Origin of the sequence: Streptomyces sp. NPDC085866 (assembly GCF_044541035.1) — a bacterium.
Classification (GTDB): Bacteria; Actinomycetota; Actinomycetes; order Streptomycetales; family Streptomycetaceae; genus Streptomyces.
This window is the reverse complement of the sequence record NZ_JBITSQ010000008.1, coordinates 132,178-156,516: the sequence shown is the minus strand read 5'-3', so window position 1 is coordinate 156,516 and position 24,339 is coordinate 132,178. Positions and strand designations below refer to the sequence as shown.

The window sequence follows — 24,339 nt, the reverse complement described above, 5'->3', positions numbered from 1 at the left end:
GCCGGCCGGTGCACGGCTCAGGCAGGCCGCGCGATGCCCGCGGCGCGTGCGGCCGCGAGCCACTGGGGGAACTCGGCGACGAGACGGTCGTACAGCTCGGCGTCGGAGACCTTCCGGGGATCCTGGCCCGCGTGGAAGAAGCCGGCGTTGTCCACGGGCCGCTTGCCGGGGACCGCCAGCTCGTCCAGTTTGCGCAGGAACTCGAACTGCCGGCTGCCCGGGTCACCGAAGCCGACGAACTGCCAGAACAGCGGCAGCTTCGCCGCCTTGCACAGGTAGCGCTCCGCGGCGAGCTTGTTGATCGGACCGCCGTCGGTCTGGAAGACGACCAGCGCGGGGTCGGTGGCGCCGCTGTCCATGTAGTGGTCGATGACGGCGTCCATCGCCAGGTGGTAGCTGGTCTTGCCCATGTGCCCGAGCCCGGCCGCGATCCGTTCGATGCGGCCCTCGTGGCCGTCGAGGGCGATGTCGGTGACCGCGTCGACCTCCGTGGAGAAGAACACCACGGGTACCCGGCCGTCGTCGTCCAGGTGCGCGGACAGACCCAGCACCCGGTCGGCGAGCGCCTGCACGCTGCCGTCCTTGTAGTACGGCTTCATCGAGCCCGAGTAGTCGACCACCAGGTACACGGCCGCCCGCAGCCCGTCCAGGCCGTGTTTGCGCAGGCAGACGCCGGCCGAGCGGTACGGCTCGACGAGCGCGGGCGCGGTCTCCTCCACCTTGCGCAAGCTGATCGCGGCCATGGTTCCCCCCTTGGCTGTGCAGGAAGCAGAGCCTAAGGGATCAGCGGCCCCGACTGTCGCTCCCGTCACATCAGTTCGCTATTTTGTTCGCCGCCGTCCCCACCGGCTCACCCTGTCCCGAACTTTCCTCAGAGGAGCCGGCCGTGACCGCCGAGTCCGCCGTCACCACCTGCTTTCGTCACCCCAAGGTGGAGTCCCACGTCCGCTGCACGCGCTGCGACCGTCTCATCTGCCCGTCCTGCATGCGGGAGGCCGCGGTCGGTCATCAGTGCGTGGAGTGCGTGAAGGAGGGGGCACGCTCGGTCCGGCAGGCGCGCACCGCGTTCGGCGGCCGGATCAGCGCGGTGCCGCTGGTGACGTACGTGCTGATCGGGCTCAACGTGCTCGCCTATCTGGCCGAGCTGGCACGGCCCTCGGTCGAGGACCGGTTCGACATGCTGGGCACCGTGCCGGCGGGCTACTACCCGGAGGGCGTCGCCCACGGCGAGTGGTACCGGCTGCTGACCGGAGCGTTCCTGCACCTGACCCCCGCCGAGGGCACGTTCGGCATCGCGCACATCCTGATGAACATGCTGACGCTGTGGAACGTCGGCCGGGTGGTCGAGGCCCAGCTGGGCCGGGTCCGCTACCTCGCCCTGTACCTGCTGTCGGCGCTCGGCGGCTCGGTCCTGGTGCTGCTGCTCGCCCCCGAGACCCCCACGGTCGGCGCCTCCGGCGCCATCTTCGGGCTGGGCGCCGCGTACTACGTCATGGGCCGTCGCCTCGGCTACGACATGCGCGCGGTCAACCAGTACATGGGCGGTCTGCTGCTGTGGCTGGTGATCTCCGCGTGGGTGACCTCCTGGCAGGGCCATCTCGGGGGCCTGCTGGCGGGCGGGGCGGTGACGCTGGCTTACGCGTACGCGCCCCGGGGCAACCGTCGCCTCCTGATCCAGGCGGGCGCGTGCGTGGCCCTGCTGGCACTGCTGCTGATCCTCGCCTGGGTCAAGGTCGCGGATCTCACGGGAGGCGCGGCCGTATGAGGCGAGCGGGAATCCCGCCGCTCGCGGCCGTGCCGGTGATCGTCGCGGCGGCGGTGTACGCCGCCGGCCCCGGCTCGTCCGGCTTCGCGGAGGGCAGGCACGCCACGGCTTCCCGGGAGGCCGAGGGGCCGGTCGGAGCAGGACCAGGACGCCGAGGCCATCGCCGACGCCCCTCAGGGCCGGGCCGCGCCCGCCGAGAAGGAGCCGGCGCAGCTACTTCGAACCCGCCGTCCGCCGAGCCGAGCCCGACGGCCTCGGCGCGCCGGGCCGGCTCATCTACTACGACGCGATGGTCTGCCCCGGTCCCGGCACCGGCCCCGGCAGCTTCGCCGGCCTGCGCGAACGTGCCCTGAAGGAGGCCGCCCCCGCCGAGGGCGGCAGCGAGAAGAAATACCTCGACATCTTCCCCGACGTCCGCCGCCGGGCCACGAGGACGCAAAGGCCGGGCGTCGGCACCTCCCGCGTCGACACGGCCCAGCGGCGGTTCCTCCACGACGGCAACCTCGGCCGGGACACTCCGCCGGAGTGGCGGGTGCACAAGGAGCCGTACCGGATTCCGTGGCGCGTCACGGACGTCAGCCGGCCCACTTCCGGCGCAGCACCTCCTCCGCGGGTTTGCCGTGCGGGGTGTACGCCAGGCGTGCCGGGGTCTCGCCGCTGTCCGGCCAGTCGTCCCACATCCACCAGCAGACACCGGCCCACCACGGGCGGCCCTCGAAGGAGTCGAGGAGTGCCCGGTAGGCGGCGGCCTGTTCGGCGTCGGCCGGGTGGGTGCTGACGGTCCAGGAGTACGGGGCGGTGGTGGAGCCGCGCTGGCTGACGTAGCCGGCCTCGGTGAACAGGATCCGGCGGTGCCGGCGTGCCGAGTAGGCGGCGAGCTTCTGCCGGATCGGGCCCCAGGCACGGTTCAGCAGGGCGGGATCGGTGGTGGGCTTCTCGGCGAGCGGCCAGTAGGCGTCGATGCCGATGAGGTCGAGGTCCTTCCAGAAGTGGATGTGCTGGTACTCGTCGTAGTTGGCGGCGTAGGTCAGCGGGCCGTCGTAGTGGGCGCGGACCGCCTTGATCACCTTCGTCCAGGCGGCGGTGTCACCGGAGACCCCGGCGAGTTCGGTGCCGACCGCGAGCTGTTCGGCTCCGGTGTCGGCGGCGATGTCCGCGTAGTGGGTGATGAAGCGGCGGTAGGCGGCGAACCAGGCGGACCGGTCGCGGGGGCGGATCTCGGCGCGGTCCTGGTCGCCGGGCAGGTCCACGTGCGGTTTGATCATCACGTTGAGGCCGGCCGCGTGGGCACGCCGGACGATCCTGCGCAGGCTCGCGTCGCTTGCGGTCTCCTCCGTGGTGTGCGGGCCGGAGTCGGTGACCCGCTTCTGGTACCAGGTCGGGGTGAAGGTGACCCAGCGTGCCCCGGTGGCCTTGATACCGCGCAGATAGCGGGGTGCGGCCGGGCTGTCGTAGTCGGTGCGGTACCACGAGGGCAGGGTGATGCCGCGCAGGGTGGTGGTCCCGGTCTCCGGGCGGGAGGCGTGTGTGCTGCCGCCGTGGCCGGACCCGCGGCCCGGCCCGCTGGACACGCAGCCGCCGGCGGCGAGGAGGACCGCCGCCATGACGGCGACGGTCCTCCTCCTGGGGGCGGGCGCCGTCACAGCGCCGCCGGGCTGACGAAGGTGTAGCCGAGTGCCCTGATGCCGTCGATCGTGTCCTTCAACGGCTGCACCGGGTAGTACGGGTGGTAGAAGAAGCTCGCCACTCCGTCGCGTACCGCCAGGTTGGCCTTCGCCGAGGCGATGAGGTCGGCGGGCAGGCGCGCCGGGTGGTTGTTGTACGCCTCCGGCTCGTAGTTGCCGATGTTCTCGGGCAGCACCTTGGTGCCGTACACGTCCTTCACGACGTACGGGAAGAACTGGCCGATGAACCGGTTCGGGTCGGACTGGGCCCCGCTCAGCGTCCCGGCGAAGTAGAGCGAACGCTCCAGGCGCGCGGAGAAGTTGGAGCCGAAGACCTTGTAGTCGGCCGCGGAGCCCGCGTAGTGCGGGGTGGTCCACAGCGTCGGCCTCGGCAGGCCCGCCAGGGCGAACTGGGCGAGCGCGCTGGTGACCCGGGTCTGCGCCCAGAGGCTGGAGTCCTCGGCGACCGGGCCGTCGTGGACGACGTTGTTCGCGGAGTCGACGTGCGCCCGGTAGAACTCGAAGTCGTCGCCGGTGACGCCGTTGTAGGGGTTGGCGACGTTGCCGTACTGGTGGGTGTAGCCGTGGTCCATCAGGACCGCACCCCTGGCCAGCATGTACTTCAGCGCACTGACCACCTGCGGGCGCTGGGCGAGCGTGATCGTCTGCGGGACGCCGTTGTTGTAGGTGCCGTTGGGGTCCGTGTAGACGGGGATCACGTTGATGCCGTAGGGGATGTTCTGCGAGTACAGGTAGTCGGCCATCGACCGCAGCTCGGCGGGATCCGAGTCGGGGCTGATGTCCTCCAGGCGCACCGTCGCCCGGTGCCGCTCGGCGGTGGCCGGGGCCAGGGCGTCGAAGAGCAGGTCCTCGAAGGCGATGACGCGGTCGGTCTCGGAGACGTAGGCGAACGGGATCTCACCGATGTAGGTGAGGTTGGACGAGCGGACCGCCCAGCCGAAGGCGTGCCCGTTCGAGCTGTCCAGGCCCTCCGCGAGCCGGGTGACGGCCGGATACCCGGGCCCCGTCAGGACGTTGGGGCGCAGCACGCCGCCGTCCTGCCCGGCCGGAATGGTGCGGGTCAGCGTCTGGCCGCGGTACGTCACCTGCGTGACGTTGCCGATCGAGCCGCCGTCCTCGTAGTACGACGTCGTCGGGTCCCAGCCGTACTTCTGCGTGAACTGGGCCACGCCCACCGCCCCCGCCATGTTCCAGATGTTGGCGCCCATCCAGATCACCGGCTTGGTGCTCGCCGACGCGTCGGCGTAGAACGCGGCCGGGACGGCGTCCGGGACGGTACCGCCGTAGTACGTCGAGCCGATGTAGATCACGGCCGAGTACGAGTCGATCATTCCGGCGGTGTACTGCTGGACCGGCTTGGCCGTCACCGTGCCGAAGTGGCCGGCGAGGTTGGCCGTGGCCATCGCGTACAGCTCGCCCAGCTGCCCGTAGGGGCCCGCCGTGTCGTAGAGGACGAGTGCGGTCGGGGCGGCGTCCGCGGCCGCGTCGGCAGGGGCGAACAGCGCCTTCTGCCGAGTCGCGGTGGGTGCCTTGGCCGCGGTGCGGACCGGGACGGCGGCCGCGGCCGCGCGGGTGGTCGGGGTGGTTTTGGGGTGCGGCCGGGTGCGCCGCGTCCGGTCGGCCTCGAGCTGGGTCTTCGCCCAGCCCTTGAGGTCGACCCGGTTGAGTCCGGACCTGGTGCCGGCGGCCTCGCCCCTGCGGTGCTGCCCCCCGGCGGCCTGGGCGTTGGTGGCCATGAATGTGCCGCTCAGCAGAGCGGCGACGAGTAGTAGAACAACGGAAATTCGGCTGTGTACCCGCTTCCGAGGCGGGATCACTCGTCTCACGATCTTCCCCCCACTTTGCCAAATGATTGACAATGCATTTGGCGTCAGGAAGACACAGATTCTTCTGTCCACCGCGAGGGCTGTCAAATGTCCTTCTCGGTCCCGGAAGGTCTGCTAAGTTCGCCTCGCGCGTTGGGGACGCGCACCGAATATGGGGGGACAATGTACGGACGACCCGCCCTGGGGGCACTGCTGCCCTTGGCAGGAGCGATGGCCGCACCGGAAGCAATACCCGGACTACCTTTGGCCAAGGCGCTGCAAGCGGTAGCCGGGGCCGGATTCCTGATCTACTGCCTGACGGCGTGCCTGATACTGCTGGCCCGGATACACCTGCGACGTCAGGGACGGCGGATGCGGGCCCATGCCGGGGGCAGCCTTGATCATTGAACTGCTCCTCTGGTCGAGCATCACCCTGATCGTGATGGCCGGCTGCTACAACACCAGTCTTTTCCTTCTCTCTCGACGCAGAATTCGGCGTTCTCGAACAGACCGGAGAGAACGTTTTTACGTATTCCTGCTGGCGTGCCTGAACGAGGAGAAAGTTCTCGCGGAAAGCCTTGCGCGCATCACTTCGTTACCCGCCAGGAATTTCATGGCTCTGGTCATAGACGACGGCTCCGACGATCGCACCAGTGACATCGCGCTGGCCGCCGACCCGAATCTGGTCCGGCTGCACCGGCGCACTCCGCCGAACGCACGCCGGGGCAAGGGCGCCGCCCTCAACGACGGGGTGCGGCACCTCAGGGAGTCCGGCCTGCTCGCCGGGCACGACCCGGCGGACGTCGTGCTGTGCGTGGTCGACGCGGACGGGCGGCTCGACCCGCACGTCGTGCAGTCCGTCGACCCGTACTTCGACGACCCGCGTACGGGCGCGGTTCAGGTCTGCGTCCGTATGTACAACCGGGGCCAGGGGCTGCTCGCCCGCATGCAGGACATGGAGTTCGTCGTGTACGGCGACGTGTTCCAGAGCGCACGGCGCTTCATCGGCAGCGTGGGCATGGGCGGCAACGGGCAGTTCATGCGGCTGTCGGCGCTCAACACGCTGGACGGCGCCGGCCCGTGGAGCGACAGCCTCACCGAGGACCTCGACCTCGGGGTGCGGCTGATCGCCAAGGGCTGGACCAACATGCACTGCACCACCGCCGCGGTGTCCCAGCAGGCCGTGCTCAGCCTGCGGCGCCTGGTCCGGCAGCGATCCCGCTGGTTCCAGGGTCATCTGCAGTCCGCCGGTCTCGTCCCGCTCATCCTCAGGGACGTGCCGACCCGGCCGGCGCTGGACATGCTCTACCACCTGTCGAGCCCGGTCCTGATCCTGCTCACCTCGCTGCTGCCGATCTCCTTCCTGGTCGCCCTGGGTGCCACCGTCATGGCCTCGGTACAGGTGGGCCACGCGCTCGTGTCACCGATGTGGCTGCTCGGGCCCTATGTGCTCTCGTTCACGGCCGCCTACACGTACGGCTTCGTCTACTTCAAGCGTGAGCGGGAGCTCGGGCTGGTGCGCTGTGTGCTCCTCGCCCATGTCTTCGTCTTCTACGGCTACATCTGGTTCTTCGCCGGCTGGTGGGGGTTCTGGCGGATGCTCACCGGCAAGCAGACCTGGCTGAAGACCGCGCGCACCTGAGGGCGACCGGCCCTCTCCCGCGGCCTTCCCGCCGCGCGCGTCTCTCGTCTCTTCTCGCATCTCTCATCGCGTCTCTCATCTCCGCACCGCTCACACCCTTGCGCGGTCCCGCGACGATCGCGCATGCCCTAGGGGGGCCTTCCATGTCCACACCTCCGTCAACCCTGCCCGTACGCGCCATGCTCGTGCTGGGCACCCGGCCGGAAGCGATCAAGCTGGCGCCGGTGGCGCGGGCCATGGCCGACAGCGAGCAGTTCGAGCCGATCGTCGTCACCACCGGCCAGCACCGCGAGATGCTCCACCAGATGCTCGGCCTGCTCTGCGTCGACGTACGGATCGCGCTCGACGTGATGCGCAGCCGGCAGCAGCTGTCCGAGCTGACCGCCCGCCTGGTCGGGGAGCTCGGCGAGGCCATGCGGGAGCAGCGGCCGGACCTGATCGTGGTGCAGGGGGACACCACGACCGCGCTGGCCGGGGCCCTGGCCGCGTTCTACGAGAAGATCCCGGTCGCCCACGTCGAGGCGGGGCTGCGCACCGGAGTCATCGACAACCCGTTCCCGGAGGAGCTCAACCGCAGCCTCATCGGACGCATGGCCCGCTGGCACTTCGCCCCGACCGCGCGCGCGGCACGGCATCTGATCGACGAAGGCGTCCCGGCGGAGCAGGTGTTCACCACCGGCAACACCGTCATCGACAACCTGCTGTGGGTGCTGGCCGAGGGCACCGGCACCTCCGCGTTCCGCACCGGCGCCCGGCGGGTCCTGGTGACTCTGCACCGCCGGGAGAACCAGGGCGAGCGGATGCGCGGCATGGGCCGTGCGCTCACCCGGCTCGCCGGGCGCGGGGACGTGGAGATCGTGCTGCCGCTGCACAAGAGCCCCGCCGTACGGGACGCGCTGCTGCCCGAACTCGACGGCCACGCCGGCATCTCGCTCGTCGAACCGCTCGACTACCTGGACTTCGCGGCCACGCTGGCCGAGTGCGACCTGGTGCTCACCGACTCCGGCGGCATCCAGGAGGAGGCCCCGAGCCTGAGCAAGCCCGCGCTGGTGCTGCGCACGACCACCGAGCGCCCGGAGGCGGTCGAGGCCGGCGCGGCCCGGCTGATCGGCACGGATCCGGACGCCATCGTGACCTGGGCCGAGCGGCTGCTGGACGACCCGGTGGAGTACCGGCGGATGGCGACCGCGGGCAACCCGTTCGGGGACGGACAGGCCGCCGGGCGCGTACTCGCCCAACTGGCCGAGGACTTCGCCGCCGAAGTTCCGGTCGGCCTCACCGCGTCCGGGCCATACTCTGCGGCATGACGTCATCGCTCCTGCGCCCCCGCCGCCGGATCCCGCCGGTCCCGCAGGGGCGCAGGGGTCGTCTGCTCACCGCCCTGGCACTGGCGATCACACTGGCCGTGCTCCTGACGGTCACCCTGACCCAGTGCCGGGGCGACACCGCACCGCCGCCCGAACCGTGGATCGACGGCACGATCCACGGCCGCTGGCTCTCGGTGTTCAACGGCCACGGCACCAACCTGGGCGACGACGACTCCCTGTCGCTCTCCCCCAGGCCCGCGGAGGATCCCGGCACCACACACGCGGGCCTGGTGGTGAGCACCGCCTCCTACACGGACGTGCGGTACGAGGCACGGATGCGGACGGTGCGGCAGCTGCGCGATCCCGACCCGAATCCGTGGGAAGTGCCGTGGCTGGTCTGGGCGTACACCGATCCGGAGCACTTCTACTACGTCACCCTCAAGCCGAACGGCTGGGAGCTGGGAAAGCGGGATCCGGCCTATCCGGGGGGCCAGCGCTTCCTGGCGACCGGGCGGACGGTGTACCCGGTGGGCGTCTGGTACACGGTCCGGGTGGAGCAGAACGGCGGGAACCTCACCGTCGGGGTGGGCGGCAAGCACCTGGTGACCTTCGTCGACACCGAACGGCCTTACACCGAGGGCAGGGTGGGCGCCTACACCGAGGACGCGACCGTGAAGTTCCAGGGTCTGAAGGCGAGTTCGCGCTGAAAAGGCGGCGACGCCTGCCCACGTCCGGTCGGGGACTGTGGGGCAGGCGCCACCAGTGTTCCGTACGCCGTTGTACGGGACGTTCTTCCGCGCAGCCGTCAGACCATCAGCGAGCGGTCCGTCGGGCGGATCGGGGCCGGCAGGTCGCTGGCTCCGGTCAGGTGCCGGTCGACACCGCGGGCGGCCGAGCGGCCCTCCGCGATCGCCCACACGATGAGGGACTGGCCGCGGCCGGCGTCACCGGCGACGAACACGCCCGGCAGGTTGGTCTGGAAGTCGGCGTCGCGAGCGATGTTACCGCGCTCGTCGAGGGCCAGGCCGAACTGCTCCACCAGGCCGTTCTCCCGGTCGGTGCCGGTGAAGCCCATGGCGAGGGTGACCAGCTGGGCCGGGATCTTGCGCTCGGTGCCCGGCTTCGGGGTCAGCCTGCCGTCGACGAACTCGACCTCGGTCAGGTGCAGCCACTGCACGTTGCCGTCCTCGTCGCCCTCGAAGTGGGTCGTCGAGACGGAGTAGACCCGCTCGCCGCCCTCCTCGTGCGCCGAGGTGACCTTGTAGAGCATCGGGAAGGTCGGCCAGGGCTGGCTGGTCGGGTGCCGCTCGTCGTTCGGGCGGGGCATGATCTCCAGCTGGGTGACGGAGGCCGCGCCCTGGCGGTGGGCGGTGCCCACGCAGTCGGCGCCGGTGTCGCCACCGCCGATGACGACGACGTGCTTGCCCTCGGCCGAGATCGGCGCGGTGACGTAGTCGCCCTCCTGCACCTTGTTGGCCAGCGGCAGGTACTCCATCGCCTGGTAGATGCCCTTGAGCTCGCGGCCCGGCACCGGCAGGTCACGGGCGGTCGTGGCGCCGGCGGCGATCACGATCGCGTCGTACCGCTTCTTCAGGTCGGTCGCCTTGAGGTCGCGGCCGATCTCGATGCCGGTGCGGAAGCGGGTGCCCTCCGCGCGCATCTGCTCGATGCGGCGGTTGATGTGCCGCTTCTCCATCTTGAACTCGGGGATGCCGTACCGGAGGAGGCCTCCGATGCGGTCCGCGCGCTCGTAGACGGCGACCGTGTGGCCGGCCCGGGTCAGCTGCTGGGCGGCGGCGAGGCCCGCCGGGCCCGAGCCGATGACCGCGACCGTCTTGCCGGACAGGCGCTCGGGGATCTGCGGGGCGACGTCCCCGGTCTCCCACGCCTTGTCGATGATCGAGACCTCGACGTTCTTGATGGTGACCGGCGCCTGGTTGATGCCGAGCACGCACGCCGACTCGCAGGGGGCCGGGCAGAGACGACCGGTGAACTCCGGGAAGTTGTTGGTCGCGTGCAGGCGCTCCTGGGCGGCCGCCCAGTCCTCGCGGTAGGCGTAGTCGTTCCACTCGGGGATCAGGTTCCCCAGCGGACAGCCGTTGTGGCAGAACGGGATGCCGCAGTCCATGCACCGGCTGGCCTGCTTGCTGATGATCGGCAGCAGGGAGCCCGGGACGTAGACCTCGTTCCAGTCCTTGACGCGCTCGGTGACGGGGCGGGTCTTGGCGACCTCACGGCCGTGGTTCAGGAAGCCCTTCGGGTCAGCCATTGATCGCCGCCTCCATCATCTTCTCGGTGATCTCGGTCTCGGAGAGACCGGCTCGCTCGGCGGCGTCCTTGGCGGCGAGCACTGCCTTGTACGTGCTGGGGATGATCTTGCTGAACCGTGCCACGGCCACGTCCCAGTCGGCCAGCAGCTTCTCGGCGACCGTCGAGCCGCTCTCCTCGGCGTGGCGGCGCACCACGTCGTGCAGCCACTGCTTGTCCGAGTCGTCCAGCGTCTCGACCGCGCCGACGTTGCCGACGTTGACGTTGTCGCGGTCGAGGTCGATGACGTACGCGATACCGCCGGACATGCCCGCCGCGAAGTTGCGGCCGGTCGGGCCGAGGACCACCGCGCGACCACCGGTCATGTACTCGCAGCCGTGGTCGCCCACGCCCTCGGAGACGACCAGCGCGCCGGAGTTGCGGACGCAGAACCGCTCGCCGGTACGGCCGCGCAGGAACAGCTCGCCGCCGGTGGCGCCGTAGGCGATGGTGTTGCCCGCGATGGTCGAGTACTCGGCGAGGTGGTCGGCCGCGCGGTCCGGGCGGACGACGACGCGGCCGCCGGAGAGGCCCTTGCCGACGTAGTCGTTGGCGTCGCCCTCCAGGCGCAGCGTGATGCCGCGCGGCAGGAACGCCCCGAAGGACTGGCCGGCGGAGCCGGTGAAGGTGATGTCGATGGTGTCGTCGGGCAGGCCCGCGCCACCGAACTTCTTCGTCACCTCGTGGCCGAGCATGGTGCCGACCGTGCGGTTGATGTTGCGGATGGCGACCTGGGCGCGCACCGGCTGTGCCTCGGTGGCGTCCGAGGCGGCGAGCGCGTCCGCGGCCAGCTTGATCAGCTCGTTGTCCAGGGCCTTCTCCAGGCCGTGGTCCTGCTCGACGATCTGGTGACGCACCGCGCCCTCGGGCAGCGACGGCACGTGGAACAGCGGCTCCAGGTTCAGGCCCTGCGCCTTCCAGTGGTCGACGGCACGGGCGACGTCGAGCGCCTCGGCGTGGCCGACGGCCTCCTCGATGGAGCGGAAGCCCAGTTCGGCGAGGATCTCGCGGACCTCCTCGGCGATGAACTGGAAGAAGTTCACCACGTACTCGGCCTTGCCGGTGAAACGGTCGCGCAGGGTCGGGTTCTGGGTGGCGATGCCGACCGGGCAGGTGTCCAGGTGGCAGACGCGCATCATCACGCAACCGGAGACGACGAGCGGGGCGGTCGCGAAACCGAACTCCTCGGCGCCGAGCAGCGCGGCGATGACCACGTCACGGCCGGTCTTCAGCTGGCCGTCCGTCTGGACCACGATCCGGTCGCGCAGGCCGTTGAGCAGCAGCGTCTGCTGCGTCTCGGCCAGGCCCAGCTCCCAGGGACCGCCCGCGTGCTTGAGCGAGGTCAGCGGGGAGGCACCGGTACCGCCGTCGTGACCCGAGATGAGGACCACGTCGGCGTGCGCCTTGGACACACCGGCCGCGACCGTGCCGACGCCGACCTCCGACACCAGCTTCACGTGGATACGTGCGGCCGGGTTGGCGTTCTTGAGGTCGTGGATCAGCTGGGCCAGGTCCTCGATCGAGTAGATGTCGTGGTGCGGCGGCGGGGAGATGAGGCCCACGCCCGGCGTCGAGTGACGCGTCTTCGCGACCCACGGGTAGACCTTGTGGCCGGGCAGCTGGCCGCCCTCGCCGGGCTTGGCGCCCTGGGCCATCTTGATCTGGATGTCGTCCGCGTTGACCAGGTACTCGGAGGTCACACCGAAGCGGCCGGAGGCGACCTGCTTGATGCTGGACCGGCGCGCCGGGTCGTACAGGCGCTCCGGGTCCTCGCCGCCCTCACCGGTGTTGGACTTGCCGCCCAGCTGGTTCATGGCGATGGCGAGGGTCTCGTGCGCCTCCTTGGAGATGGAGCCGTACGACATGGCGCCGGTCGAGAACCGCTTGACGATCTCGCTCGCCGGCTCGACCTCGTCGATGGAGATCGGCTGGCGGCCGGACTTGAAGCCGAACAGGCCGCGCAGCGTCATCAGACGCTCGGACTGCTCGTTCACCCGCTCGGTGTACTTCTTGAAGATGTCGTACCGGCCGGAGCGCGTGGAGTGCTGCAGGCGGAAGACCGTCTCCGGGTCGAACAGGTGCGGCTCGCCCTCACGGCGCCACTGGTACTCGCCGCCGATCTCCAGCGCGCGGTGCGCCGGGGCGATGCCGGAGGCCGGGTAGGCCTTGGCGTGGCGGGCGGCGACCTCCTTGGCGATGACGTCGATGCCCACGCCGCCGATCTTGCTGGCGGTGCCGTTGAAGTACTTCTCGACGAAGGCGTCCTCCAGGCCGACGGCCTCGAAGACCTGGGCGCCGCGGTAGGAGGCGACCGTCGAGATGCCCATCTTGGACATGACCTTCAGGACGCCCTTGCCGAGGGCGTAGATCAGGTTGCGGATGGCCTTCTCGGGCTCTATGTCCGACAGGAAGGTGCCCGCGCGGACCAGGTCCTCGACGGACTCCATCGCCAGGTACGGGTTCACGGCCGCGGCGCCGAAGCCGATCAGCAGCGCGACGTGGTGGACCTCGCGGACGTCGCCGGCCTCGACCAGCAGGCCCACGTGGGTGCGCTGCTTGGTGCGGATGAGGTGGTGGTGGACGGCCGCGGTGAGCAGCAGCGACGGGATCGGCGCGTGCTCGGCGTCCGAGTGCCGGTCCGAGAGGACGATCAGGCGGGCGCCGTTCTCGATGGCCGCGTCGGCCTCGGCGCAGATCTCCTCGATGCGCGCGGCGAGGGCGTCACCGCCGCCGGAGACCCGGTACAGGCCGGAGAGGGTCGCGGCCTTGAAGCCGGGCATGTCGCCGTCGGCGTTGATGTGGATGAGCTTGGCCAGCTCGTCGTTGTCGATGACCGGGAAGGGCAGCACGACGGAGCGACAGGAGGCGGCGGTCGGGTCGAGCAGGTTGCCCTGCGGGCCCAGCGAGCTGCGCAGGGAGGTGACCAGCTCCTCGCGGATCGCGTCCAGCGGCGGGTTCGTGACCTGCGCGAACAGCTGGGTGAAGTAGTCGAAGAGCAGCCGCGGGCGCTCGGAGAGGGCGGCGATCGGCGAGTCGGTGCCCATCGAGCCGATCGGCTCGGCGCCGGCCTTGGCCATCGGCGCGAGGATGACGCGCAGCTCTTCCTCGGTGTAGCCGAAGGTCTGCTGGCGGCGGGTGACCGAGGCGTGGGTGTGGACGATGTGCTCGCGCTCGGGCAGGTCGCCCAGCTCGATCTCACCGGCCTCCAGCCACTCGGCGTACGGCTGCTCGGCGGCGAGGGACGCCTTGATCTCGTCGTCCTCGATGATGCGGTGCTCGACGGTGTCGACGAGGAACATCTTGCCGGGCTGCAGGCGGCCCTTGCGGACGACCTTGGCCGGGTCGATGTCGAGGACGCCGACCTCGGAGCCGAGGACGACGAGGCCGTCGTCGGTGACCCAGTAGCGGCCGGGGCGCAGACCGTTGCGGTCGAGCACGGCGCCGACCTGGGTGCCGTCGGTGAAGGTGACGCAGGCGGGGCCGTCCCAGGGCTCCATCATCGTGGAGTGGAAGCCGTAGAAGGCGCGCCGGTCCGCCTCCATGGAGTCGTGGTTCTCCCACGCCTCCGGGATCATCATCAGCACGGAGTGCGGGAGCGAGCGGCCGCCGAGGTGGAGCAGCTCGAGCACCTCGTCGAAGGAGGCGGAGTCGGAGGCGTCCGGCGTACAGACCGGGAAGATCCGCTCCAGGCCCTTGTCCCCGAAGAGGTCCGAGACCAGCTGGGACTCGCGGGCGCGCATCCAGTTGCGGTTGCCCTTGACGGTGTTGATCTCACCGTTGTGGGCGACGAAGCGGTAGGGGTGCGCGAGCGGCCACGACGGGAAGGTGTTCGTGGAGAAGCGCGAGTGGACGAGCGCGACGGCCGAGGCGAAGCGGCGGTCGGACAGGTCCGGGAAGAAGGGCTCAAGCTGGCCGGTGGTCAGCATGCCCTTGTAGACGATCGTGCGGGCGGACAGGGACGGGAAGTAGACACCGACCTCCCGCTCGGCGCGCTTGCGCAGCACGAAGGCCTTGCGGTCCAGCGCGATGCCCTCGCTGGCGCCGTCGGCGACGAAGACCTGCCGGAAGACCGGCATGGTGGACCGGGCGGTGGCGCCCAGCAGTTCCGGTGCGACCGGGACCTCGCGCCAGCCGAGGACGGTCAGGCCCTCGTCGGCCGCGATCGTCTCGATCTGCGAGACGGCGTCCTGGGTCCCCTCACCCGGCAGGAAGGCGATGCCTACGGCATACGAGCCCGCTGCGGGAAGGTCGAATCCGGCCACCTCACGGAAGAAGGCGTCGGGCACCTGGGAGAGGATGCCGGCGCCGTCACCGGAGTCGGGCTCGGAACCGGTGGCGCCGCGGTGCTCGAGGTTGCGCAGGACAGTCAGCGCCTGCTCGACCAGCGCATGGCTCGCCTCACCGGTGAGGGTGGCCACGAAGCCGACGCCGCAGGCGTCGCGCTCGTTGCGGGGGTCGTACATACCCTGCGCAGCAGGGCGAGCATCCATGAAGGACCAGTTCTGGCCATTCGCGGAATGCTGGGACGGCTGGCGCGGCGTACGCATCGGCTCTCCCGTCGTCGTCATGTGGCATGTGGCAGGTGCCGAGGGACGACGTTGGCCCTCTGCGGATGTGGCTAAATTTCGTGCAGGTTACATGATGGAGCGGTTCTCGGGAACCGGATACCCCGTTCCAGCATGCGGACGCCGCCCGGGTTTACGGCAGGTGCCGCGGGGTCACGGCAGCGCCGCACACGAGCGGCGGAGAGTATGGGGGGACCGAGCGGGACAAGATCGATCAGATCGGCGTCCGTCGGTCCGAAGGGGGGCGGGTGGAGCGCCGTCGCTCCTCCCGCGAGTGCGCCGCAGGCGTCATTGCCCACAGCGCTTACGGCTCATGCCCGGTGGTTAAGCATTCGAAACCAGCAAGTAACGGCTACTTATGCGGCCCAACGCATAGGTAGCGGTCGCACTATCCTACGGCCGTTCCGAACAGGCTGCCCAGGGCGTATGTCACACCGGCCGCCGCACCGCCCAGCGCGAGCTGCCTGAGGCCGCTGTACCACCAGGTACGCGCGGTCACCCTGGCCACCACGGCACCACAGCCGAAGAGCCCGGCGAGCGCGAGGAGCACGGCGGGCCAGAGGGCGGCCGCACCCAGCAGGAACGGCAGCACGGGCAGCAGGGCACCGAGCGCGAACGACCCGAAGGACGACACGGCCGCGACCAGCGGCGACGGCAGGTCGCCGGGGTCGATGCCCAGCTCCTCGCGGGCGTGGATCTCCAGGGCCTGCTCGGGATCCCTGGACAGCTGCCGGGCGACCTCGCGGGCCAGCTCCGGCTCCACCCCACGGGCCACGTAGAGCGCCGCCAGCTCGGCCTCCTCGTCCTGCGGGTGCTTGCGCAGTTCGCGACGCTCGACATCGAGTTCGGCCTCGACGAGTTCGCGCTGCGAGGCGACGGAGGTGTACTCGCCGGCCGCCATGGAGAAGGCGCCGGCGGCGAGGCCGGCGAGCCCGGTGATGACGATCGTCTGGTGACCGACGGAACCACCGGCCACACCGGTCAGCAGAGCGAGGTTGGAGACCAGGCCATCCATGGCACCGAAGACGGCGGGGCGCAGCCAACCGCCGTTCACGTCCCGGTGCGTGTGGTTGTCTCGGTGCGCCTCGTGCAGCGCCGCCTCGGTTTCGATGATGGCCATGCGGGTCCCCCAGGAAGATTAGCCAAAGCTAACTTTGGATGAGTTCTACTTTTCGACAATACTGAACGTACGCCGATAATTTCATCGCCGCCAGCAAGGAAAGGCTGGGCTAACCTGCGGTTTTACCGTCGTTCGCTCATCCGTGCTGATTAGTGCTCAGATGCCGACTGGGTGACACAGGGCGCGCCGAGGCTCACGCGCACCCCTCCCGTGGGAGACATCCGCAAAGGTCCCCGTGACCCCCTTGAGGTCCCGACGCGGCCCCGCTGTGGCTCCGCCGTGGTCCCGTGAAGGAGAGGCCGCCCATGGCATCGATCGCCTGCACTCCCCCGGCCCCGGCGCCCGGGGACGCCACCGGACTGCGCGAACGGGCCCGCGGCGCCCTGCTCGGCCTGGCCGTCGGAGACGCGCTCGGAGCGCCCGCGGAGAACCTGAAGCCCTCCGAGATCCGCGCCCGCTGGGGCCGCATCACGGGGTACGTCACCGAGGAGCCGTGCGGCACCGACGACACCGAGTACGCGATCTTCTCGGGGCTGCTGCTGGCCCGGCACGGCTCGGCACTCACCCCCGCCCATGTCGAGGCCGCCTGGCACGAGTGGATCGCCGACCGGGCCGAGGGCTCCTTCCGCGGCGCGGGCTTCAGCGAGCGGGGCACGCTGGAGAACCTCCGCCGCGGCCTCGCGGCGCCCATCTCCGCCCAGCACCGGCACGCCTGGAGCGACGGCCTGGCGATGCGGGCGGCGCCCTTCGGCGTCTTCGCGGCGGGCCGCCCCGCCGAAGCGGCCCGTCTGGTGGCGATCGACGGCCTGGTCAGCCACGAGGGCGAGGGCATCTACGGCGGCCAGGCGGTCGCGGCGGGAGTGGCGGCGGCGATGGCGGGCGCCTCGCCCGCGGTGGTGATCGCCTCGGCGCTCGCCGTCGTCCCCGAGGACTCCTGGACGGCTCGCTCGCTGCGGCGCGCGGTGACCGTGGCCCACCGCGGCGAACGCGCGGTCCGCTCCGCTGTGGTCATCGGCGGCTACCCCTGGACCGACCTGGCCCCCGAGGCGGTCGCCCTCGCCTTCGGCGCGTACGCGGCGGCGGACGGCGACTTCCGGGAGGCGGTCCTCACGGCGGTCAACATGGGCCGCGACGCGGACACGACGGCGGCGGTGGCGGGCGCCCTGTCGGGCGCGACCCAGGGCGTCTCGGCGATCCCCCCTCAGTGGGCATCGGCCATCGGCCCGGTACGGGGCCGCTGCCTGCCCTCCATGGCCGGCCATCACGTCCTGGACGTGGCGGAGCTGCTGGTGCCGGGGGAGGGCGGGAAGTGGGGGGCGGGGGTGGTACAGCCGGACTTTCTGCCGGTGGGCGTTCGGGGGCATGAGCCGATGGCTTCTCGGCCGACCGAGCCCCCCGCCCCCCTCCCGGCCACTTGCCAGCCGGCCGAGTCGGGTGATGGGTGGGCGGAGGTCCGGGGGGCCAGGGGTCGGAACCCCCTGGTGGGTGCGGCCAACTCCGCACACCAGGACAGCGAGGCCCAGCCGTGACGCGCCGGATCGAGGGACTCCTGCTGGGCCTGGCCGCGGGCGACGCCGCCGGCTGGCCGGCCGCCCGGCACCGAGCCGCCAGGATGCCCGAGTGGACCCGCCGCCTGACCCGCGAACTGGACACCTTCGCCGAGCAGAACGCCACCACCACCCTGCCCGTGCCGATCGCGCTCAACCAGCCGCCGGAACCCCTGCGCCTCGGCCCCTCCGACGACGCCGAGTGGGCGGCGTTCGCCGCGGAGGCGGTCCTGCGGGCCGGCGACGACGACGTGCTCGGCGACCTCAGCCGGGAACGCCGTATGCGCGCCGCCATCGACCTCACCTGGACCGCCGTCGCCGCCGAGGTCGCCGCGGCGGCGGACCGCGCCCCCGAGATCGAGTCCGCCGTACTGCCCCTGCGCGCCCGCATCTCCGTCCGCGCCGGCCTCGGCAACCTCGCCGCCGGCCTGCGCCCGCCCGCCACCGGCCACGACAACCCGCACTACTTCGACGACGCCGCCTGCGTCCGCGCCTGCGTCCTCGCGGTGGCCCACCCCGGCGACCCCCAACGCGCCGCCGACCTCGCCGAGTTCGACGCCCGCTACACCCAGGACGGCGACGGCGTGCACGGCGCCCGTGCTATGGCGGCGGCCCTCGCGCTCGCCCTCACCGGAGCGGACCCGGACACCTGCGTGACAGCCGCGCTCGCCGAACTCCCCGCGACGACGGAGATCGGCCGCAACACCCGCCACGCCCTCGCCCTGGCCGAGGACGGCGAGTCGGCGTTCGCCCTCGTCCCCCTCCTCGAACATCAGATCGTCGACCACGTCTACAGCTACGGCATCGCCGCCGCCGAGACCGTCCCCGTCGCCCTGGCCCTCGCCACGGCCGCCCGGGGCCGCCTCGCCGAGGCCGTCCCCGCCGCCGCCTGTCTGTCCCGGGTCGCCGACTCCGCCCCCGCCCTCGCGGGCGCGCTCACCGGCGCCCTGGGCGGCGGCGCGGCCGTCCCGGCCAGCTGGCGCGACGCCTGCCGCATCCTCTCCGGCTGTGCCCTCCCCCGCCTCACCGGCACCGACCTGGTGGAACTCGCCGGACTCCTGGAAGCCGCACAACGGGCCCGACCAGGAGGATGATTCGGGACATGACGCCCATAGGAGAAGAAAACCGCGGGCCCGGTCTGGACGAGCGGATCACCGGAGCCCTGGTCGGAGCCGCCGTCGGCGACGCGCTCGGCGGCCCCGTCGAGGGCTACTCCCCCGACCAGATCACCGACCGCCACGGCGGCCGGGTCCACGGCATCGTCGGCCCCTGGCACGGCGACGACTGGCGCACCGCCCGCCCCATCGCCCCGTACCACAAGGGCGACGGCCACGTCACCGACGACACTTTGATGACCCACGCGCTGGTCAGGGTCTACGACCGCGTCCGCGACCACCTCGACGCGTACGCCGTCGCCGACCACCTGGTCCCGGACCTGATGACCAACCCGCGCTGGATCCCGGAGCTGGAGGCCGAGGCGCTGCCGCTCCACCGCGTCTTCCTCGCCGAGAAGTGGCTCGTGGCACGGCTGGCCTACGGCCACGTGGACCCCCGGGAAGCGGGCGTCGGCAACATCGTCAACTGCGGTGCGGCGATGTACATGGCCCCCGTCGGCCTGGTCAACGCGGCCGACCCGGCCGGGGCCTACGCCGAGGCGCTGGACGTCGCGGGTGCGCACCAGTCGTCGTACGGCCGCGAGGCCGCCGGAGTCTTCGCCGCGGCCGTCGCCGCCGCCACCGCGCCGGGTGCGACCCCGGACTCGGTCGTGACCGCCTGTCTGTCCCTGGCGAAGGACGGCACGCGCACGGCGATCGAGAAGGTCTGCGACGTGGCGCGCGACCACGGCGACTTCGAATCGGCCCTGGTCCCCCTCCGGGAGGCGGTGGCCCCGTACGACACGGTCGGCCCCGACTACCGCGCCCCCTCGCTCGGCGCCCGCCGGCCCTCCCGGCTGCACTCCATCGAGGAACTCCCCATCGCTCTCGGCATGTTGCTGGTCTCCGGCGGCGACTACCGCCAGGCGGTCCTGGGCGCGGTCAACTACGGCCGCGACTGCGACTCGACCGCCACCATGGCCGGCGCACTCGCGGGCGCCCTGGGCTCCCCGGTCCCGGAGGACTGGGCGAAGACGGTGGCGGAGGCGAGCCGCCTGGACCTGTGGGAGCCGGCCCGCACCCTGGCCGCGGTCACCCGCGAGGTCTTCGCACGGGACGTGCGCCGCCGGCGTGCACACGAGCAGGCCTTCGCGGCGCTCGGAGGCACGGCATGCTCCGCCTGACCTGGGTCCAGCCGGAGGACCTCCTGGGCCACGAACTCCACCAGGCCCGCCTGGACGGCCGGGAACCGTCGAGGATCGAGGCGAGATGGCGGGCGGCGGGCGGCCTGGAGCCGCCGGAGCGCGCCGGAGCCTCACCGCGACCGGCATCGCGATACCTACGGCTGCTGGCGGAAGACCTGCTGGACGAACTAGCCGACCTGCCCAGCAGGTTGACAGACGACGAGCCGACGGACCTGGCCCGCATCAAGGCACTGTGCCCGGACTGGCCCGAACTCTCCGGACGCCCCACGCCCACCCTCACCCCCCTCGCCCTCGAAGCATCCTGGCTGGGCCGGGCCATCGGCTGCCTCCTCGGCAAGCCCGTCGAGAAGCTGCCCCTGGACGGCATCCGCGCCCTCGCCCGCTCCGCCGGCAACTGGCCGCTGTCCACCTGGTTCACCGCGAAGGGCGTCCCCGAAGACCTGCTCGCCCGGTACCCCTGGAACCGCCGCTCCGCCGCGACCTCCCTCGCCGAGAACATCGACGGCATGCCCGAGGACGACGACCTCAACTACCCCCTCCTCAACCTGCTCCTGCTCGAGCGCCACGGACGGACCTTCAGCGCCGCCGACGTGGCACAGCTCTGGCTCGACGAACTCCCGCCCGGCCGCACCTTCACCGCCGAGCGCATCGCCTTCCGCAACCTCCTCACCGGAATCGAACCCCCGCACACAGCCCGCCACCGCAACCCGTTCCGTGAATGGATCGGCGCCCTGATCCGCGCCGACGTGCACGGCTGGACCAACCCGGGCGACCCCGCGGCCGCCGCCGAACAGGCCCACCGCGACGCGCGCCTCACGCACACCGCGAACGGCGTCTACGCGGCGATGTTCACGGCCGCCACCCTCGCGGCGGCGGCGACCGGCACCCACGACGTCCACGCCTGTCTGCACACCGGTCGCACGGTGGTCCCACCCCGCTCCCGCCTGGCTGGAGCGATCGACCACGCCCTGCGAACGGCCAGGACGCACAGGGACTTCGACGACGTCGTGGACGAACTCCACTCCGCCTATTCCGCGACCCACCACTGGGTCCACGCCATCCCCAACACCGCCCTGATCGTCGCCGCCCTCACCCACGCGGACGGCGACTTCACCGGCTCCGTCTGCCGAGCCGTGTCCGGCGGCTGGGACACCGACTCCAACGGAGCGACCGCCGGCAGCGTCGCCGGCCTCCTCGCCGGCACCCCGAGCGCGCTCCCCGAGCGCTGGCGGGCCCCGCTGAAGAACCGGCTCGCCACCTCCGTCGCCGACTTCGACGGCACCGGCTTCGACACCCTCGCCCACCTCACGCACCTGGAGGCGACCCGACCATGACCCACATCGCCGTCCTCGGCAGCACCAACATGGACCTCGTCACCTACGTCACCAAGGCTCCACAGCGCGGCGAGACCGTGACGGGACGGGAGTTCCGTACGATCCCCGGCGGCAAGGGTGCCAACCAGGCGATCGCCGCGGCCCGCGCCGGCGCCACGGTCTCGATGATCGGCGCGGTCGGCAACGACGCCTTCGGGGTGCGTCTGCGCGACACCCTCGAACACTCCGGTGTGGACACCGACTTCCTGCGCACGGTCGAGGGCCCGTCCGGCACCGCGCACATCGTGGTGGACGACGAGGGCGGCAACTCCATCGTCGTCATTCCCGGAGCGAACGGCACCGTCGACCACCTCGCACCCGGCGACGAGGGTGTGCTCGCCTCCGTCGACGCCCTGCTGCTCCAGCTGGAGATCCCGCTGGCCGCGGTCGTCGCGGGCGCGCAGGCGGCCCGCCGGCACGGCGTCCGTACCATCCTCACCCCGGCTCCCGCCCAGCCGCTGCCGCCCGAACTCCTCGCCGCGATCGATCTGTTGGTCCCCAACGAGTACGAGGCCGTCACCCTCACCGGCCGCACCGACCCGCGGGAGGCGGCCGCCGCCCTGCTCGACCTGGTCCCGGAGGTCGTCGTCACCCTGGGCGCGACCGGCAGCCTGTACCTGGCCCGGGGCGCCGAACCCCTGGTGGTGCCCGCACCCACGGTGAAGGCCGTGGACTCCACGGGGGCGGGCGACACCTTCGTCGGCGCGCTCGCGGTGGCCCTCGCCGAGGAGAAGCCGGTGCGGGAGGCCCTGTCCTGGGCGGCCGCCGCCGCGGCCCTGTCCGTGCAGCGGGAGGGGGCGTCGGCGTCGATGCCCTACCGCCCGGAGATCGACGCGCAGTGCACGGCATGAGTACGACCACGACCACGACCACGACGGCGAGCACGACCACGACCGCGGCCGCGAGTACGGCCCCGCGGATCCAGCCCCTCGACGGCCTGCGGGTCCTCGATCTGGCCACCCTCTTCGCCGGCCCCATGGCCGCGACCCTGCTCGGCGACTTCGGCGCCGAGGTGATCAAGGTGGAGCATCCCGGCCGCCCCGACCCGTCCCGGGGGCACGGCCCGGCGAAGCACGGGGTCGGCCTGTGGTGGAAGGTGCTCGGCCGCAACAAGCGCACCATCACCCTCGACCTGTCCAAGCCCGGCGGCCGCGCGACGCTGCTCCGGCTCGCCGCCACCGCCGACGTGGTGATCGAGAACTTCCGCCCCGGCACCCTGGAGAAGTGGGATCTGGGCTGGGCGGAGCTGTCCGCCGCCAACCCGCGGCTGATCCTCACCCGGGTCACGGCCTTCGGTCAGTTCGGCCCGTACGCGCACCGTCCCGGCTTCGGCACCCTCGCCGAGGCGCTGAGCGGCTTCGCGGCCCTCACCGGCGAACCGGAGGCACCGCCGACACTCCCGCCGTTCGGGCTCGCGGACTCGGTCACGGGCCTGGCCACCGCGTACTCCGTGCTGACGGCCCTGGCCGCGCGGGACCGGACCGGCGTGGGGCAGGTCGTGGACATGGCGATCATCGAGCCGATCCTCGCCGTCCTGGGCCCCCAGCCCACCTGGTACGACCAGCTCGGCTACGTCCAGGAACGCACCGGCAACCGGTCCGCGAACAACGCCCCACGCAACACCTACCGCACCGCCGACGGCCGCTGGGTCGCCGTCTCCACCTCCGCGCAGTCGGTGGCGGAGCGGGTGCTGCGGCTGGTGGGCCGCCCGGAGCTGACCGAGGAGCCGTGGTTCGCCACGGGCACGGACCGGGCCGCGCACGCCGACGTCCTGGACGAGGCGGTCGGCTCCTGGATCGCGGCCCGCACCCGCGCCGAGGTCCTCGCGGCCTTCGAGAAGGCGGACGCGGCGGCGGCCCCGGTCCAGGACGCCCGGGACGTCCTGGAAGACCCCCAGTACCAGGCCCTGGACACGGTCACCACCGTCGCCGACCCGGAGCTGGGCCCGCTGCGCATGCAGAACGTGCTCTTCCGGCTGTCCGCCACGCCCGGCGCGATCCGCTGGGCCGGCCGCCCGCACGGCGCCGACACGGACGCGGTGCTCACCGAGCTGGGCCTGGCCCCGGCCGAGCTGCGCGCCCTGCGCGAGGAGGGCGCCCTGTGACGCCGTTCCCGCTGACCTGGCTCTACGTCCCCGGCGACCGCCCGCACGTCGTGGCCAAGGCGCTGGCCGCGGGCGCCGACGTGGTGGTGATCGACCTGGAGGACGCGGTCGCCCCCGACCGCAAGGACTACGCCCGCGCGGCCACGACCGAGCGCCTTTGCGAGCCGCAGCCCGTCCCGGTCCACGTCCGCGTCAACGCCCTCGACGGCCCCTGGGCGGCGGCCGACCTGACGGCGCTGGCCACACTGCCGGGCGTGTCCGGGCTACGGCTCCCGAAGGTGACGTCCCCGGGTCAGATCAGGCAGGTCGCCGTGGCCACTCCGGTCCCCCTGTACGCCCTCCTGGAGTCGGCTCTCGGCATCGAGCACGCGTACGCCATCGCCACCGCCCACCCGTCCCTGCGGGGCGTCTCCCTCGGCGAGGCCGACCTCCGGGCCGACCTGGGCGTACGGGCCGACGCGGGCCTCGACTGGCCCCGCTCCCGGGTGGTCGTCGCCGCCCGCGCGGCCGGCCTGGCACCGCCGGCCCAGTCCGTCCACCCCGACATCCGCGACCTGGACGGCCTGGCCACCTCCTGCGCCCGCGGCCGCACCCTCGGCTTCCTGGGCCGCGCGGCGATCCACCCGCGGCAGCTGCCGGTGATCGAGCGGGCGTATCTCCCGACGTCCGCGGAGATCGAGGCAGCGGAAACGATCATCAAGGCTGCGGCGACGAACGAGGGCGCCCAGGCCCTGCCCGACGGCCGCTTCGTCGACGCGGCGGTGGTGGCGGCAGCGCAGCGGACTCTGTCGTTGGGGCGGAGGCACTGAAACTTCCTTCC

17 protein-coding genes and 1 pseudogene are annotated in these 24,339 nt (G+C 71.7%); 12 read left to right on the top strand and 6 right to left on the bottom strand.

All coding sequences use genetic code 11. The features are described 5' to 3' along the window. Positions 1-17: 17 nt before the first annotated feature. Entirely contained in the window at positions 18-743 is a 726-nt protein-coding gene (locus ACIF83_RS21500) for a VWA domain-containing protein (RefSeq protein WP_398138537.1), read from the bottom strand. A 143-nt stretch (positions 744-886) separates the two neighbouring features. Between ACIF83_RS21500 and ACIF83_RS21495 the strand changes: the two genes are divergently transcribed. Then, positions 887-1,765, top strand: coding sequence for a rhomboid family intramembrane serine protease (locus ACIF83_RS21495; RefSeq protein WP_399729005.1), 879 nt, complete (start codon positions 887-889; stop codon positions 1,763-1,765). Continuing rightward, a pseudogene (locus tag ACIF83_RS21490) lies at positions 1,740-2,273 on the top strand (chitosanase); the annotation flags it as partial. The gene ACIF83_RS21495 and the pseudogene ACIF83_RS21490, both read left to right, overlap by 26 nt. Before the next feature lie 67 nt (positions 2,274-2,340). On the opposite strand, the gene ACIF83_RS21485 reads toward ACIF83_RS21490, so the two are convergent. Continuing rightward, positions 2,341-3,369 carry a glycoside hydrolase family 113 gene (locus tag ACIF83_RS21485; protein WP_393466590.1) on the bottom strand — a complete coding sequence of 343 codons (1,029 nt, stop codon included), beginning with the start codon at positions 3,367-3,369 and terminating at the stop codon, positions 2,341-2,343. A gap of 35 nt (positions 3,370-3,404) precedes the next feature. Continuing rightward, on the bottom strand, positions 3,405-5,186 hold the full coding sequence (locus ACIF83_RS21480; RefSeq protein ID WP_399729002.1) for a DUF2334 domain-containing protein: 1,782 nt from the start codon (positions 5,184-5,186) through the stop codon (positions 3,405-3,407). A gap of 451 nt (positions 5,187-5,637) precedes the next feature. Here ACIF83_RS21480 and ACIF83_RS21475 point away from each other — a divergent pair, with 451 nt between their 5' ends. The 3 genes from ACIF83_RS21475 (at position 5,638) to ACIF83_RS21465 (ending at position 8,911) form a co-directional block, all read left to right on the top strand. Continuing rightward, the gene (locus ACIF83_RS21475) at positions 5,638-6,897 is read left to right on the top strand and encodes a glycosyltransferase (protein WP_393466585.1); all 1,260 of its coding nucleotides are present in this window, start codon (positions 5,638-5,640) and stop codon (positions 6,895-6,897) included. Between the two features lie 143 nt (positions 6,898-7,040). Continuing rightward, positions 7,041-8,204, top strand: a complete 1,164-nt coding sequence (gene wecB, locus ACIF83_RS21470; protein WP_393466583.1) for a non-hydrolyzing UDP-N-acetylglucosamine 2-epimerase — start codon at positions 7,041-7,043, stop codon at positions 8,202-8,204. Further along, a complete protein-coding gene (locus ACIF83_RS21465; RefSeq protein WP_398138534.1) occupies positions 8,201-8,911 on the top strand; it encodes a calcium-binding protein in 711 nt (236 codons plus the stop codon). The genes wecB and ACIF83_RS21465 overlap by 4 nt, the downstream gene beginning before the upstream one ends. A gap of 98 nt (positions 8,912-9,009) precedes the next feature. Here the strand turns inward: ACIF83_RS21465 and ACIF83_RS21460 are convergent, their stop codons facing one another. The 3 genes from ACIF83_RS21460 to ACIF83_RS21450 form a co-directional block, all read right to left on the bottom strand. Beyond that, on the bottom strand, positions 9,010-10,473 hold the full coding sequence (locus ACIF83_RS21460) for a glutamate synthase subunit beta (protein ID WP_399728998.1): 1,464 nt from the start codon (positions 10,471-10,473) through the stop codon (positions 9,010-9,012). Then, positions 10,466-15,058 (bottom strand): glutamate synthase large subunit, encoded by a 4,593-nt coding sequence (gene gltB / locus ACIF83_RS21455; RefSeq protein ID WP_399728995.1) that lies wholly within the window; start codon positions 15,056-15,058, stop codon positions 10,466-10,468. The genes ACIF83_RS21460 and gltB overlap by 8 nt, the downstream gene beginning before the upstream one ends. Before the next feature lie 406 nt (positions 15,059-15,464). Further along, positions 15,465-16,196: a VIT1/CCC1 transporter family protein gene (locus tag ACIF83_RS21450; RefSeq protein ID WP_393466572.1), complete on the bottom strand. Its 732-nt coding sequence runs from the start codon at positions 16,194-16,196 to the stop codon at positions 15,465-15,467. Between the two features lie 305 nt (positions 16,197-16,501). Here ACIF83_RS21450 and ACIF83_RS21445 point away from each other — a divergent pair, with 305 nt between their 5' ends. The 7 genes from ACIF83_RS21445 to ACIF83_RS21415 are packed head-to-tail and all read left to right on the top strand — an operon-like array spanning position 16,502 to position 24,328. Then, a complete protein-coding gene (locus tag ACIF83_RS21445; RefSeq protein WP_398138532.1) occupies positions 16,502-17,725 on the top strand; it encodes an ADP-ribosylglycohydrolase family protein in 1,224 nt (407 codons plus the stop codon). Then, entirely contained in the window at positions 17,722-18,837 is a 1,116-nt protein-coding gene (locus ACIF83_RS21440) for an ADP-ribosylglycohydrolase family protein (protein WP_398138531.1), read from the top strand. The genes ACIF83_RS21445 and ACIF83_RS21440 overlap by 4 nt, the downstream gene beginning before the upstream one ends. A gap of 8 nt (positions 18,838-18,845) precedes the next feature. After that, positions 18,846-20,021, top strand: a complete 1,176-nt coding sequence (locus ACIF83_RS21435; RefSeq protein ID WP_393466563.1) for an ADP-ribosylglycohydrolase family protein — start codon at positions 18,846-18,848, stop codon at positions 20,019-20,021. Beyond that, positions 20,009-21,376 (top strand): ADP-ribosylglycohydrolase family protein, encoded by a 1,368-nt coding sequence (locus tag ACIF83_RS21430; RefSeq protein ID WP_393466560.1) that lies wholly within the window; start codon positions 20,009-20,011, stop codon positions 21,374-21,376. The genes ACIF83_RS21435 and ACIF83_RS21430 overlap by 13 nt, the downstream gene beginning before the upstream one ends. Next, on the top strand, positions 21,373-22,266 hold the full coding sequence (gene rbsK / locus ACIF83_RS21425; RefSeq protein WP_399728992.1) for a ribokinase: 894 nt from the start codon (positions 21,373-21,375) through the stop codon (positions 22,264-22,266). The genes ACIF83_RS21430 and rbsK overlap by 4 nt, the downstream gene beginning before the upstream one ends. After that, positions 22,263-23,519: a CaiB/BaiF CoA transferase family protein gene (locus tag ACIF83_RS21420; RefSeq protein ID WP_399728989.1), complete on the top strand. Its 1,257-nt coding sequence runs from the start codon at positions 22,263-22,265 to the stop codon at positions 23,517-23,519. The genes rbsK and ACIF83_RS21420 overlap by 4 nt, the downstream gene beginning before the upstream one ends. Continuing rightward, positions 23,516-24,328 carry an HpcH/HpaI aldolase/citrate lyase family protein gene (locus tag ACIF83_RS21415; protein ID WP_393466551.1) on the top strand — a complete coding sequence of 271 codons (813 nt, stop codon included), beginning with the start codon at positions 23,516-23,518 and terminating at the stop codon, positions 24,326-24,328. Before ACIF83_RS21420 ends, ACIF83_RS21415 begins: the two co-directional genes overlap by 4 nt. Positions 24,329-24,339 lie beyond the last annotated feature (11 nt).

Coding starts and splice junctions, on each gene's coding strand:
- gltB (WP_399728995.1), bottom strand. CDS start 15,058: ATGCGTACGCCGCGCCAGCCGTCCCAGCATTCCGCGAATGGCCAGAAC.
- ACIF83_RS21485 (WP_393466590.1), bottom strand. CDS start 3,369: ATGGCGGCGGTCCTCCTCGCCGCCGGCGGCTGCGTGTCCAGCGGGCCG.
- ACIF83_RS21435 (WP_393466563.1), top strand. CDS start 18,846: ATGACGCCCATAGGAGAAGAAAACCGCGGGCCCGGTCTGGACGAGCGG.
- wecB (WP_393466583.1), top strand. CDS start 7,041: ATGTCCACACCTCCGTCAACCCTGCCCGTACGCGCCATGCTCGTGCTG.
- ACIF83_RS21480 (WP_399729002.1), bottom strand. CDS start 5,186: ATGGCCACCAACGCCCAGGCCGCCGGGGGGCAGCACCGCAGGGGCGAG.
- ACIF83_RS21450 (WP_393466572.1), bottom strand. CDS start 16,196: ATGGCCATCATCGAAACCGAGGCGGCGCTGCACGAGGCGCACCGAGAC.
- rbsK (WP_399728992.1), top strand. CDS start 21,373: ATGACCCACATCGCCGTCCTCGGCAGCACCAACATGGACCTCGTCACC.
- ACIF83_RS21430 (WP_393466560.1), top strand. CDS start 20,009: ATGCTCCGCCTGACCTGGGTCCAGCCGGAGGACCTCCTGGGCCACGAA.
- ACIF83_RS21460 (WP_399728998.1), bottom strand. CDS start 10,473: ATGGCTGACCCGAAGGGCTTCCTGAACCACGGCCGTGAGGTCGCCAAG.
- ACIF83_RS21420 (WP_399728989.1), top strand. CDS start 22,263: ATGAGTACGACCACGACCACGACCACGACGGCGAGCACGACCACGACC.
- ACIF83_RS21500 (WP_398138537.1), bottom strand. CDS start 743: ATGGCCGCGATCAGCTTGCGCAAGGTGGAGGAGACCGCGCCCGCGCTC.
- ACIF83_RS21475 (WP_393466585.1), top strand. CDS start 5,638: ATGCCGGGGGCAGCCTTGATCATTGAACTGCTCCTCTGGTCGAGCATC.
- ACIF83_RS21465 (WP_398138534.1), top strand. CDS start 8,201: ATGACGTCATCGCTCCTGCGCCCCCGCCGCCGGATCCCGCCGGTCCCG.
- ACIF83_RS21445 (WP_398138532.1), top strand. CDS start 16,502: ATGGCATCGATCGCCTGCACTCCCCCGGCCCCGGCGCCCGGGGACGCC.